The organism is Roseateles sp. (assembly GCF_047654785.1).
In the GTDB taxonomy this organism is placed as follows: Bacteria; Pseudomonadota; Gammaproteobacteria; order Burkholderiales; family Burkholderiaceae_C; genus Pelomonas.
Window position 1 is genome coordinate 30,630 of sequence record NZ_JASGKQ010000003.1, and the last position, 11,560, is coordinate 42,189.

13 protein-coding genes are annotated in these 11,560 nt (G+C 72.1%); 9 read left to right on the forward strand and 4 right to left on the reverse strand.

All coding sequences use genetic code 11. The annotated features are described in order from the left end of the window. Nucleotides 1-16 precede the first annotated feature (16 nt). The 8 genes from araH to QM788_RS09280 are packed head-to-tail and all read left to right on the forward strand — an operon-like array spanning nucleotide 17 to nucleotide 7,789. Nucleotides 17-958 (forward strand): L-arabinose ABC transporter permease AraH, encoded by a 942-nt coding sequence (gene araH / locus QM788_RS09245; protein ID WP_415661203.1) that lies wholly within the window; start codon nucleotides 17-19, stop codon nucleotides 956-958. Next, nucleotides 951-2,111: a glycosyl hydrolase 53 family protein gene (locus tag QM788_RS09250; RefSeq protein WP_415661204.1), complete on the forward strand. Its 1,161-nt coding sequence runs from the start codon at nucleotides 951-953 to the stop codon at nucleotides 2,109-2,111. Before araH ends, QM788_RS09250 begins: the two co-directional genes overlap by 8 nt. Beyond that, nucleotides 2,108-2,881, forward strand: a complete 774-nt coding sequence (locus QM788_RS09255) for an SDR family oxidoreductase (protein WP_415661205.1) — start codon at nucleotides 2,108-2,110, stop codon at nucleotides 2,879-2,881. Before QM788_RS09250 ends, QM788_RS09255 begins: the two co-directional genes overlap by 4 nt. 3 nt (nucleotides 2,882-2,884) lie before the next feature. Continuing rightward, a complete protein-coding gene (locus tag QM788_RS09260; RefSeq protein WP_415661206.1) occupies nucleotides 2,885-3,826 on the forward strand; it encodes a LysR family transcriptional regulator in 942 nt (313 codons plus the stop codon). A gap of 51 nt (nucleotides 3,827-3,877) precedes the next feature. Further along, nucleotides 3,878-5,881 (forward strand): molybdopterin-containing oxidoreductase family protein, encoded by a 2,004-nt coding sequence (locus QM788_RS09265; RefSeq protein ID WP_415661207.1) that lies wholly within the window; start codon nucleotides 3,878-3,880, stop codon nucleotides 5,879-5,881. Beyond that, nucleotides 5,878-6,933: an aminopeptidase gene (locus tag QM788_RS09270; protein WP_415661208.1), complete on the forward strand. Its 1,056-nt coding sequence runs from the start codon at nucleotides 5,878-5,880 to the stop codon at nucleotides 6,931-6,933. Before QM788_RS09265 ends, QM788_RS09270 begins: the two co-directional genes overlap by 4 nt. Then, entirely contained in the window at nucleotides 6,899-7,429 is a 531-nt protein-coding gene (locus tag QM788_RS09275; RefSeq protein WP_415661209.1) for a GNAT family N-acetyltransferase, read from the forward strand. The genes QM788_RS09270 and QM788_RS09275 overlap by 35 nt, the downstream gene beginning before the upstream one ends. A gap of 36 nt (nucleotides 7,430-7,465) precedes the next feature. Next, a complete protein-coding gene (locus QM788_RS09280; RefSeq protein WP_415661210.1) occupies nucleotides 7,466-7,789 on the forward strand; it encodes a polyhydroxyalkanoic acid system family protein in 324 nt (107 codons plus the stop codon). Nucleotides 7,790-7,792: 3 nt separating this feature from the next. Here the strand turns inward: QM788_RS09280 and QM788_RS09285 are convergent, their stop codons facing one another. Beyond that, on the reverse strand, nucleotides 7,793-8,044 hold the full coding sequence (locus QM788_RS09285) for an acyl-CoA-binding protein (protein WP_415661211.1): 252 nt from the start codon (nucleotides 8,042-8,044) through the stop codon (nucleotides 7,793-7,795). A 117-nt stretch (nucleotides 8,045-8,161) separates the two neighbouring features. Between QM788_RS09285 and QM788_RS09290 the strand changes: the two genes are divergently transcribed. Next, nucleotides 8,162-9,574: a wax ester/triacylglycerol synthase family O-acyltransferase gene (locus QM788_RS09290; protein ID WP_415662965.1), complete on the forward strand. Its 1,413-nt coding sequence runs from the start codon at nucleotides 8,162-8,164 to the stop codon at nucleotides 9,572-9,574. Between the two features lie 58 nt (nucleotides 9,575-9,632). On the opposite strand, the gene QM788_RS09295 is transcribed toward QM788_RS09290, so the two are convergent. The 3 genes from QM788_RS09295 to QM788_RS09305 form a co-directional block, all read right to left on the reverse strand. Further along, nucleotides 9,633-9,965 (reverse strand): hypothetical protein, encoded by a 333-nt coding sequence (locus tag QM788_RS09295; RefSeq protein WP_415661212.1) that lies wholly within the window; start codon nucleotides 9,963-9,965, stop codon nucleotides 9,633-9,635. Nucleotides 9,966-10,082: 117 nt separating this feature from the next. Next, nucleotides 10,083-10,856 carry a hypothetical protein gene (locus tag QM788_RS09300; RefSeq protein ID WP_415661213.1) on the reverse strand — a complete coding sequence of 258 codons (774 nt, stop codon included), beginning with the start codon at nucleotides 10,854-10,856 and terminating at the stop codon, nucleotides 10,083-10,085. Between the two features lie 19 nt (nucleotides 10,857-10,875). After that, nucleotides 10,876-11,529: a TetR/AcrR family transcriptional regulator gene (locus QM788_RS09305; RefSeq protein WP_415661214.1), complete on the reverse strand. Its 654-nt coding sequence runs from the start codon at nucleotides 11,527-11,529 to the stop codon at nucleotides 10,876-10,878. Between the last annotated feature and the right edge of the window lie 31 nt (nucleotides 11,530-11,560).

An 11,560-nucleotide genomic window follows, 5' to 3' on the forward strand; every position in this document is an offset into this window, starting at 1 on the left:
GCCGCACCGCCCCGCCATGACGACCTCTCCCGCCCGCCCGCTGCTCAAGGAACACAGCATGACGCTGGGCTACCTGCTGCTGTTCGCCGTGCTGTCCTTCAGCGTCGAGAACTTCTTCTCGTCGGCCAACATCGTCGGCCTGCTGCTGTCGGTCGCGCAGATCGGCATGGTGGCCTGTACGATGATGTTCTGCCTGGCCTCGCGCGACTTCGACCTCTCGGTGGGCTCCACCATCGCCTTCGCCGGCGTGCTCGGCGCCATCGTGCTGGAGCGCAGCGGCAGCGTCGCGCTGGCCGTCGGCGGCGGCCTGCTCGCGGGCGCGCTGATCGGCGCGGGCAACGGCGTGCTGATCGCCTACCTGCGCGTCAACGCGCTGATCGCCACGCTGGCCACCATGCTGATGGTGCGCGGCCTCGCGTTCATCGCGTCGCAGGGCCAGGCGGTGGGCATCGCCGACGAGCGCTTCTTCGCCTTCGGCGACACGGTGCTGCTGGGCCTGCCGCTGCCGGTCTGGATGACGGGCGTGTGCTTCATCGTCTTCGGCGTGCTGCTCAACCACACGGTGTTCGGCCGCAACTCGCTGGCCATCGGCGGCAACCCCGAGGCCGCGCGGCTGGCCGGCGTGCGCGTGGAGCGGCTGCGCGTGTGGATCTTCCTGCTGCAGGGCGCGGTGGCGGCGCTGGCCGGGCTGATCCTGTCGGCCCGCATCACCAGCGGCCAGCCCAACGCGGCCACCGGCTTCGAGCTGGACGTCATCTCCGCCTGCGTGCTCGGCGGCGTGTCGCTGCAGGGCGGCAAGGCGCGCATCTTCGGCGTCGTCATCGGCGTGCTCATCATGGGCACGGTCGAGAACGTGATGAACCTGCTCAACGTCGACGCCTTCTACCAGTACCTGGTGCGCGGCCTGATCCTGCTGGCCGCCGTGCTGCTGGACCAGCTCAAGAGCCGCCATGCTTGACCGCCGCGCGCTGCTCGCCTCGGCCGCCGCGCTCGCGCTGCCGGCGCGCGCGGCCACGCCCTTGCTGGCCGGCGGCGACATCTCCGCGCTGAGCTGGATGGAGCGCGCCGGCGCCGTCTACCGCGACCGCGACGGCCGCCCCGGCGACTGCCTGGCCCTGCTGAAGCGCTACGGCCACAACATCGTGCGCATCCGGCTCTACGACCACACCGGCTCCGGCACCGGCGCCGACGGCTGGTACTGGCCCGAGGGCTCGATGGACCTGCCCGACACGCTGCGCCTGGCGCGCCGCGCGAAGGCGCAGGGCATGCAGATCCAGTACACGCTGCACTACAGCGACTTCTGGACCAATGCCAAGACCCAGGACCCGCCGCACGCCTGGCGCCGCGAGCTGGCCCGGCTGCCCGACGACGCGGACCGCTTCGAGCGGCTGCTGGCGCGGCTGGCCCAGCGCACCCGCGAGGTCATGCAGGCGCTGGTGGCGCAGGGCACGGCGCCCGAGTTCGTGTCGCTGGGCAACGAGATCGAGATGGGCCTGCTCTACCCCTGGGGCAGCACCGCGCACTGGCCGCGCCTGGGCGCGCTGCTGAAGGCCGGCCACGCCGCGGTGAAGGCCGCGAGCCCGGCCTCGCGCGTCGTGCTGCACCTGGACGACGGCGGCAACGAGGCCAAGTACCTGGATTGGTTCGACCATGCGCGCGAGCAGGGCGTGCCGTGGGACGTCATCGGCCCGTCCTACTACCCGTTCTGGACCAACCGCAGCGTCGCCCAGCTGATCGCGTTCTGCGACACCGTCAGCCGCCGCTACGACCGCGACATCCTCGTCATGGAAACCGGCTTCAACTTCGCGCCGGTGCGCGACGACGGCTGGCCCGGCCAGCTGGCGCACAACGGCCCCTACCCGGCCGCGATGAGCAGCCCCGAGGGCCAGCGCGACTTCATGGCCGAGCTGCTGGGCGCCTGCCGCGCCGCGCCGCGCGTGCTGGGCGTGCTGTACTGGGACCCGATCATGATCGCCAACCGCCGGGTCGGCTGGGCGCTGAAGGAGGGCAGCGGCGAGCCCGGCCCGAACGTCGTCTCCAACACCACCCTGTTCGACTTCCAGGGCCGGGCGCTGCCCGTGCTGGACATCTGGCGGCAGTACACGCAATGAGCGCCGGCCCGCGCCTGCAGGGCAAGGTGGCGCTGGTGACCGGCGCCAGCCAGGGCATCGGCCGGGCCATCGCGCGGCTGTTTGCCGCCGAGGGCGCGCGGCTCGTCCTCAGCGACCTGCGCGCGACGCCGCAGAGCCAGGCGCTGCTGGACGAGCTGGGCGCGGCGCGCGCGATGTTCGCCGCCGCCGACGTCGCCGACGAGGCCGCCGTGCAGGCGCTGGCCGCGCGGGGCGCCGAGCGCTTCGGCCCCATCGACGTGCTCGTCAACAACGCCGGCATCAACGTGTTCGCCGAGCCGCTGGCGATGACCGCCGCGCAGTGGCGGCGCTGCCTGGCCGTGGACCTGGAAGGCGCGCTGCACGGCTGCCGCGCGGTGCTGCCCGGCATGCTGGCGGCGGGCGGCGGCAGCATCGTCAACATCGCGTCGGTGCATGGCCACCGCATCATCCCCGGCGCCTTCCCGTACCCGGTCGCCAAGCATGCGCTGATCGGCCTGACCAAGGCGCTGGGCATCGAGTACGCGGCGCGCAACGTGCGCGTCAATTCGATCTCGCCCGGGCTCATCCGCTCCGAGCGCGTGGTCGAATGGCTGGACGGCCTGCCCGCCGAGGAAGCCCGGCGCCAGGTGGCGCTGCTGCCGCCCCAGCGCCTCGGCGAGCCCGACGAGGTGGCCTACACGGCGCTGTTCCTGGCCAGCGACGAGGCCCGCTTCATCAACGCGGCGGACATCCTCATCGACGGCGGCCGCTCCCAGCTCTATCACGACTAAGGCATGACCGACCCGCGCTCCGACCGCTTCGTCCGCTCCCACCTGAAGACGCGCCAGCTGGTGCTGCTGGTGGAGCTGGGCCGGCACGGCTCCATCCTGCATGCGGCGCAGGCCGCGCACCTGACGCAGCCGGCCGCGTCCAAGCTGCTGGCCGACCTGGAGCACGCGCTGGGCGTGAAGCTGTTCGAGCGCCTGCCGCGCGGCGTGGCGCCGACCTGGTACGGCGAGGTCATGATCCGCCGGGCCGGCGCCGCGCTGGCCGAGCTGGACGCCGGCCACCAGGAGGTCATGGAGCTGCTGTCCGGCCTGTCGGGCCGCGTCGCGGTGGGCTCGGTGCTGACGCCCTCGGCCACGCTGCTGCCGGGCGCGGTCGTCGCGCTGAAGGCGCGCCAGCCGCGCGTCCACGTGGCCATCACGGTGGAGACGAGCAAGATCCTCATCCAGCAGCTGCAGGGCGGCGAGCTGGACCTCGTCATCGGCCGCGTGCTGGACAGCGCGTTGGCCGCGCAGCTCAGCTTCGAGCCGCTGACCGACGAGCCGCACGTGCTGATCGTCCGCGCGGGCCACCCGCTGGCCGGCCGCGGCGACCTGAGCCTGCAGGAGCTGGCCGGCCAGAGCTGGATCCTGCCGCCCGGCGGCAGCATCCTGCGCGACCGCCTCACCGCGCTCTTCCTCAGCGCCGGGCTGGACCAGCCGCAGCAGGCCGTCGAGACCCTGTCGCTGCCCGTCATCACCAGCCTGCTGGCGCGCTCCGACATGGTCGTCGCGCTGCCGGAGGAACTGGTGCGACCCTACCTCGACGCCCGGCTGCTGGCCGTGCTGCCCATCGACCTGGGTCTGCGCATGGACGTCTACGGCATCGTCACGCGCCGCGGCCACCAGCTCTCGCCCGGCGCGGAGCTGATGCTGGCCTGTTTGCGCGAGGAGGCGCAGCGGCGCGACTGAGCCCGGCCGAATGGCGACAATGGCGGCCCACCCGCCCGGACCGCGACTGCCATGACCACCCGCACCGTCTTCGGCGCCTGCCCCCACGACTGCCCCGACACCTGCGCGCTGCAGGTCACCGTCGAGGACGAGCGCGTCGTCAAGGTGCAGGGCCGCGCCGAGCATCCCAACACCCATGGCGCGCTGTGCACCAAGGTCTCGCGCTACGCCGAGCGCACCTACCACGCCGAGCGCCTGTTGCATCCGCTGCGGCGCGTCAGCCGCAAGACCGAGGCACCGGCTTTCGTGCGGGTGAGCTGGGCCGAGGCGCTGGCCGACATCGCGGCCCGGCTGCGGGCCATCGCCGACCGCGACCCGCAGGCCATCCAGCCCTACAGCTACGCCGGCACCATGGGCCTGGTCCAGGGCGAGGCGATGGCCGGGCGGCTCTGGAACGCGCTCGGCGCCGCGCGGCTGGACCGCACCATCTGCGCCTCCGCCGGCGGCGCCGGCCTGGCGATGACCTACGGCCACAAGCTCGGCATGCACACGCGCCACTTCGCGGGCGCCAAGCTCATCCTGATCTGGGGCAGCAACAGCATCACGTCCAACCTGCATTTCTGGACCTACGCCAACCAGGCCCGGCGCGACGGCGCCAAGCTCGTCTGCATCGACCCGCGCCGTACCGAGACGGCCGACAAATGCCACCAGCACATCGCGCTGCTGCCTGGCACCGACGGCGCGCTGGCGCTGGGCCTGATGCACGAGCTGATCCGCAGCGACGGGCTGGACCACGACTACATCGCCCGCCACCTGGACGGCTGGGACGAGTTGCGCGAGAAGGCGCTGGCCTGGCCGCCGGAGCGCGTGGCCGCCACCTGCGGCATCAGCGCCGACGAGGTGCGCGGCCTGGCGCGCGACTACGCCACCACCCGGCCCGCGGCCATCCGCATGAACTACGGCCTGCAGCGCGTGCGCGGCGGCGGCAACGCGGTGCGGCTGGTCGCGCTGCTGCCCTGCCTGACCGGCGCCTGGCGGCACGCCAGCGGCGGCGTGCTGCTGTCAGCGTCGGGCTGGGCCGCGCCGTACAAGAACCCGGCGCTGGAGCGGCCCGACCTGCTCGCCGGGCGCACGCCGCGCATGGTCAACATGAGCACCATCGGCGACGCGCTGCTGCAGGCCGACCCGCCGATCGAGGCGATCGTCGTCTACAACAGCAACCCGGTCGCGGTGGCGCCCGAGTCGCCCAAGGTCGTCCGGGGCTTCCAGCGCGAGGACCTGTTCACGGTCGTGCTGGAGCACTTCATGACCGACACGGCCGACCTGGCCGACTACGTGCTGCCCGCCACCACGCAGCTGGAGCACCTGGACGTCCACACGTCCTACGGCCACACCGACGTGCTGATGAACCAGCCGGCCATCGCGCCGCTCGGCGAGGCCAAGTCCAACACGCAGATCTTCCGCGAGCTGGCCGCCGCGATGGGCCTGGACGACCCGGCGTTCCGCGACAGCGACGAGGACCTCGTCGCGCAGGCCTTCACGCCCGACATCGACCTGCGCGCGCTGCGCGAGCAGGGCTGGCAGCCGCTGCCCGTGCCCGAGGCGCCGTTCGCCGACGGCGGCTTCCGCACCCCCAACGGCCGCGCGCAGGCGGCCGGCGCCGACTACGTGCCCAACTACGAGAGCGCCCAGGCCGCGCCCGAGCTGGCCGCGCGCTATCCGCTGGCGATGATCTCGCCGCCCGCGCGCAACTTCCTGAACAGCAGCTTCGTCAACGTGAAGAGCCTGCGCGACATCGAGCGCGAGCCCGTCATCGAGATGCACGCCGACGACGCCGCCGCGCGCGGCCTCGCGGATGGCGCGCTGGTGGCCGCCTTCAACGACCGCGGCCGCTACGTCGCGCGGCTCAAGGTCAGCCCGCGCGCGCGGCCCGGCGTCGTCAACGGCCTGGGCGTGTGGTGGCGCAAGCTGGGCGTGCAGGGCACCAACGTCAACGAAGTCACCCACCAGCGCCTGACCGACATGGGCAACGCGCCGGCGTTCTACGACTGCCTGGTGCAGGTGGAAGCCGCTTGACCCGCCTGCTGTCGCTGCTGCTGGCCCTCGCGCTGGGCGGCTGCAGCACCGCCGGCCACTGGGGCCAGGCGCTCGGCGGCCACCTCGGCGTGCTGCGCGCGGCCCGGCCCGTGGGCGACTGGCTGGCCGACCCCGCCACGCCGCCCGGGCTGGCCGCGCGGCTCGCGCTGGCGCAGCGCCTGCGCGACTTCGCCAGCGCGCGGCTGGCGCTGCCCGACAACAACAGCTACCGCCGCTATGCCGACCTGCACCGCGACGCGGTGGTCTGGAACGTCGTCGCCGCGCCCGCGTTCGGCCTCGCGCTCAAGACCTGGTGCTACCCGCTGCTGGGCTGCGCCGGCTACCAGGGCTGGTTCGACCGCGCCGCCGCCCAGGCCCGGGCCGACGCGCTGGCGGCCGAGGGCTGGGAGGTGCAGGTGCAGGCCATCCCCGCCTACTCGACGCTGGGCTGGAGTCGCTGGCTCGGCGGCGACCCGCTGCTGAACACCTTCATCGGTTATCCCGAGGGCGAGCTGGCCGCGATGCTCTTCCACGAGCTGGCGCACCAGCGCGTCTACGCCGGCGACGACACCGGCTTCGACGAGGCCTATGCGAGCGCCGTCGAGCTGCTCGGCGCGCGCGCCTGGCTGGCGGACCGGCCCGCGGCGCGCGCCGCGTTCGACGCCGGCCGCGAACGCCGCGCGCGCTTCCTGGCGCTGGCGCGCGAGGGCCGCGAGCGGCTGGCCGCGGCCTACGCCGGACCGGCCGCCTCGCGCGCCGCGGCCAAGGCCGCCGTGATGGCCGAGCTGCGCGAGCGCGCGCCGCGCGAGGCGCCGGGCTACGAGGGCTGGTTCCAGCGCGCCAACAACGCGAGTTTCGCGATCCTGTCCGCCTACGACGAGCTGGTGCCCGCCTTCGTGCGCCTGTTCGAGCGCGAGGGGCGCGACTGGGCGCGCTTCCACGCCGCCGTCGAGCGCCTGGCCGCGCTGGCGCCCGCGGTGCGCCGGGCTACATTGCGAGGCCCGGATGGAGACCGCCATGAAGCTGACCCTGCGCCGCGTCCAAGCCGCTGACGCCGCCGCCATCGCCGAACAGTTCGCCGACCCGGAGGTCTACGGCGGCACCCTGCAGCTGCCGTTCGCCAGCGAGGAGATCTGGGCCCAGCGCATCGCCGGCATGAACCCGCCGGCGGCCGGTTCCAACGAACTCGTGCTGGCCGCCGTGCTGAGCGACGAGCTCGTCGGCCTCGCCGGCCTGCACGCGGTCGGCCCCTCGGTGCGTCGCCGGCACGCGATGTCGCTGGGCATCACCGTCGCCCGCGCCAGCCAGGGCCAGGGCGTCGGGCATGCGCTGCTGACGGCGCTGCTGGACTACGCCGACCACTGGGCGCAGGTGCTGCGCGTCGAGCTGACCGTCTTCCACGACAACGCGCGCGCGATCCGGCTCTACGAGCGCCACGGCTTCCAGCACGAGGGCCGGTACAAGGCCTACGCGCTGCGCAACGGCCGCTACGAGGACGCGCTGGCGATGGCGCGGCTGCATCCCCGGCCGCCTGCCATTGGGGCCTGAGCGGTAGAGTGCGCGCGACGAGACAAGGAGCGCCGAATGGCCGAGATCCGCATCCACCGAGACCACGCGCTGGGCCTGAAGAAGGCCCGCGAGATCGCCTGGACCTGGGCCGAGCATGTCGAGGAGAAGTTCGACATGGAATGCACGGTGCTGGAGGGCGAGGACGAGGACACCGTGGAATTCACGCGCTCGGGCGTCAAGGGCGAGCTGACCGTGGCGGCCGACCGCTTCGAGCTGGTCGCGCAGCTGGGCTTGCTGCTCGGCGCCTTCAAGCCGACCATCGAGGCCGAGATCCAGCAGGAGTTGGACGCGCTGCTGGCGGCCAAGAAGAAACCGGCTTCGCGGAAGAAGCCGGCATGACCGTCACTTCAGCGATTCGATGAGGTCGATGTACTGCTGCATCGCGTCGTCGCTGCTCGTGCCCTTCAGCTCGTTCCACGCGTCCCACTTGGCGCGGCCGACCATGTCGGTGAAGCCCGGGCGCTTGCCGTCCACGTCGCCGCTGCTGCCCTGCTTGTAGAGGGCGTAGATTTTCAGCAGCGTCATGTTGTCCGGCCGCTCGGGCAGGTTCTTGGAGTCGGCGACGGCGGTTTCGAACTGGTCTTTCAGGCTCACGGGGTTCTCCAGGCTGATCAGGGCGCCGATTCTCGTGACAATCGGCGGCAGGCCCAGCAGTTTAGGCCGCGAAGAACAACGCACGAGGAGAGCGATTTGGGCCCCACCAGCGAACGCATGTCCCGGGTGGACACCGCCTGGCTGCGCATGGACACCGAGGCCAACCTGATGATGATCGTCGGGGTCTGGTCCATCCGCCCGCGCATCACGCTGGGCCAGCTGCGCGAGCGCGTGGCCGGGCGGCTGCTGCAGTACCCGCGCTTCCGGCAGAAGGTGGAGCAGGACGCGCTGCTCGGCGCGAAGTGGGTGGCCGACCCGGACTTCGACATCGCCCGCCACGTGGTGGCCAGCGCGCTGCAGCCCACGCGCGGCCGGGGCGCCGAGGCGATGCAGGCGGCGCTGCGCGAGCGCGTGGCGGGGCTGTGCAGCCGGCCGCTGGACCCGGCGCATCCGCTGTGGCAGTTCCAGCTCGTCGAGGACATGGGCGACGGCAGCAGCGCGCTGATCTGCCGCATCCACCACTGCATCGCCGACGGCATCGCGCTGATCGCGGTGCTGCTGTCGATGACCGACGGCGGCAAGGCGCCGCCCCGGCGCGCGCAGCGGCCGGAGCCGGACGAGGGCGACTGGCTGCTGGACGCCTTCCTGCGCCCCATGACCAACATGACCGTGAAGGCCATCGGCATGACGGGCAAGGGCGTGGCCCGGGGCATCGACGTGGCGATGAGCGGCGTGACGCCGGTGGACTCCTCGCTGGAGATGGCCCGCCTGGGCGCGCAGGCGGTGTCCGACGTGGCGGCCTTCGCGCTGATGCCGGACGACTCGCCGACGCGGCTCAAGGGCAAGCCCGGCCCGGCCAAGACCGTGGCCTGGGACGGCAGCCTGCGGCTGGCCGACGTGAAGGCCGTGGGCCGCGCGCTGGGCGCCTCGGTCAACGACGTGCTGCTGGCCTGTGCGGCTGGCGCCATCGGCCGCTACCTGGCGGACAAGGGCGAGGATCCGGCGGGCAAGGAGATCCGCGCGATGGTGCCGGTGAACCTGCGGCCGCTGGAGCAGGCGTGGAAGCTGGGCAACCGCTTCGGCCTGGTGCCGCTGGTGCTGCCCATCGGCATCGCCAACCCGGTGGAGCGGCTGTTCGCGGTGCGCGCGCGCATGAGCGAGCTGAAGGGCAGCTTCCAGCCGGTGATGGCCTTCGGGCTGCTGTCGGTGGCGGGGCTGCTGATCAAGCCGGTGCAGCACGCGATGCTGAACGTCTTCGCCCGCAAGACCACGGCCGTGATGACCAACGTGCCCGGCCCGGCCGAGGCGCTGAAGTTCTGCGGCGCGACGGTGGAGAAGGTGATGTTCTGGGTGCCGCAGTCGGGCGACATCGGCCTGGGCCTGTCCATCCTGACCTATGCCGGCGGCGTGCAGTTCGGCCTGATCACTGATGCCGGCCTGTGCCCCGACCCCGAGGCCATCGTCGCCAACTTCGCGCCGGAGTTCGAGAAGCTGCTGCTGCTGTCGCTGATGATGCCCTGGGAGGCCTAGCGCGCGTCAACGGAAAGGCGCTCCGTGGAGCGCCTGCTGTGGCCACGGCGGCGGGGGCTTACTGCGCGGCCTTCTTCTTCAGCGTCGGGCGGCCGGCGGCGGTGGGGTAGGCGGCCATCACCTTGGCCGGGTCGGCCTTGCTGTCCAGGTAGGCGGCGTACTGCTGCGAGGTGCAGGGCAGCAGCCGGCCGGGGCGGGCCTCGCCCTTGTACTTGCCGCCGGCATAGACGAACTGGTATTCGTTCGCGGCGACCGGCATGTCGATGCTGCTGGTGCTGCTGTAGCTGCGGGCGCATTCGGCGCGCAACTCGGCCTGCTCGGGCGAGGCGTTGCTGCCGGCCTGTGCGGAGCAGGCGAGGGCGGCGGCGAGGGCGGGGATCAGGAACTTCATGGCGCGGTCTCGTGGCGGGTGGTGGATGCCGCGCAGCTTACGTCGCGGCGCCCCGCCGTGCATCCCCGGAAGCACGGGTGCGCGCCGGCGTGACGGATGTCACGCGGCGCGCGGCCTTCAGTCTTCCAGCTCTTCCCGGGCCAGCTCGACGTCGAGCAGTTCCATCGCGTCCATGGGCTCGCAGGCGGCCGCGTCGGCGTAGAGCTGCTCGGCTTCCTTCAGGCGCTTGTCGCCCTCCAGCATGACCAGGCCGTTGGCGCGCTCGATCATCGCGATGGCGCTCGCCGGGTTGAGCTTGAGGGCCTGCTCGAACATCTTCTGCCCGGTGGCGGTGTCGGCGCCCTGCGTGCGGCCCAGCAGCTTGCCGACCTTGTCGATGACCTCGGCGTGGAAGGCGCCCAGCGCGATGTGCGCGTCGGCATGCCGGGGCGCGAGTGCGATGGTGGTCTCCAGCGACTGCTTCACCTTCGCGCCCAGCCCCTGCGCCAGCGCCTTGGCGACGCTGATGCCCTGCCCGTAGCGGCCCAGCGCATAGGCCTGCCAGTAGTAGGCGCTGGGGTTCCGGGGCTCGTCGGCCTGCTGGCGCTCGGCGCGTTCGGCGATCTCCAGGAACATCTCCAGCTTCACCTTCTCCTTCTTCTCGAGGTAGTTGGCGTAGATGGCCTGGGCCTTGTTGGCGACGCTGGTGCCGGCGCCGCCGGCGGCCAGGCCGGCGTCGTAGGCGGCCTGGAACTCGCCTGCGTGGAAGTGGAGCCACGCCTGCTGCACGGCGGCGTCCTTCGGGAAGGGCTCGGCGTCGCCGGCATGCAGCCGCGCCCAGTGCTTCTTCAGCGTGGCCCGCGTGTAGGCGAAGGCGCTGTTGTCGTAGGGAAAGGCGGTCCACTTGGCCATCGCGTCGTCTCCAGGTTCCTTATTGGTAGTGGCCCGCGAGCTGGAAGAGGTGCTCCTTGGACGCGGGTTCGAGGTAGGGTAGCAGCAGGCTGAGCGCGTGGAAGGCGCCGCGCATCAGCGCGCTGCCGGCGCGGTCGGGCTCCAGCGCATGGCGCGGGTCGCGCACGTATTCGTAGCTGAGCCAGTAGCTCGCCACCACCACCATCGCGTTGGCCGTCGGCGCGGCCTCGCGCAGTTCCATCTTCAGCGCGCCGCCCAGGTGCAGGCCCGACAGCAGGTGGCGCATGGCCTGCTCCTTGGCCGCGAGCAGGGCCTGGAAATGGGTCTCCAGCCGGCGGTTCTTGAACAGCAGGTCGTTCAGGTCGCGGTACAGGAAGCGGTGCTTCCAGATCAGCTCGAACAGCATGTGCAGGAACAGCCAGGCGTCCTCGACGTGGCGCACGCCGTCGGCGGCGGCCAGCAGCTCGTTGAGCTCCGCCTCGTAGCGGCCGAACAGCGCGTTGACCAGCTCGTCCTTGGCCGGGTAGTGGTAGTAGAGGTTGCCGGGGCTGATCTTCAGCTCGGCCGAGATCAGCGTCGTCGAGACATTGGGCTCGCCGAACCGGTTGAACAGGTCGAGCGTGACTTCGAGAATGCGCTCGGCGGTGCGGCGGGGTTTCTTGGGCGGCGGCATGGGGCGTTTCGAGGGCCGGGGCATTCTGGCA

Excerpts from the sequence above, each read along its gene's own strand:
- araH (WP_415661203.1), top strand. The coding sequence starts at position 17 with ATGACGACCTCTCCCGCCCGCCCGCTGCTCAAGGAACACAGCATGACG.
- QM788_RS09250 (WP_415661204.1), top strand. The coding sequence starts at position 951 with ATGCTTGACCGCCGCGCGCTGCTCGCCTCGGCCGCCGCGCTCGCGCTG.
- QM788_RS09255 (WP_415661205.1), top strand. The coding sequence starts at position 2,108 with ATGAGCGCCGGCCCGCGCCTGCAGGGCAAGGTGGCGCTGGTGACCGGC.
- QM788_RS09260 (WP_415661206.1), top strand. The coding sequence starts at position 2,885 with ATGACCGACCCGCGCTCCGACCGCTTCGTCCGCTCCCACCTGAAGACG.
- QM788_RS09265 (WP_415661207.1), top strand. The coding sequence starts at position 3,878 with ATGACCACCCGCACCGTCTTCGGCGCCTGCCCCCACGACTGCCCCGAC.
- QM788_RS09275 (WP_415661209.1), top strand. The coding sequence starts at position 6,899 with ATGAAGCTGACCCTGCGCCGCGTCCAAGCCGCTGACGCCGCCGCCATC.
- QM788_RS09280 (WP_415661210.1), top strand. The coding sequence starts at position 7,466 with ATGGCCGAGATCCGCATCCACCGAGACCACGCGCTGGGCCTGAAGAAG.
- QM788_RS09290 (WP_415662965.1), top strand. The coding sequence starts at position 8,162 with ATGTCCCGGGTGGACACCGCCTGGCTGCGCATGGACACCGAGGCCAAC.
- QM788_RS09295 (WP_415661212.1), bottom strand. The coding sequence starts at position 9,965 with ATGAAGTTCCTGATCCCCGCCCTCGCCGCCGCCCTCGCCTGCTCCGCA.
- QM788_RS09300 (WP_415661213.1), bottom strand. The coding sequence starts at position 10,856 with ATGGCCAAGTGGACCGCCTTTCCCTACGACAACAGCGCCTTCGCCTAC.
- QM788_RS09305 (WP_415661214.1), bottom strand. The coding sequence starts at position 11,529 with ATGCCGCCGCCCAAGAAACCCCGCCGCACCGCCGAGCGCATTCTCGAA.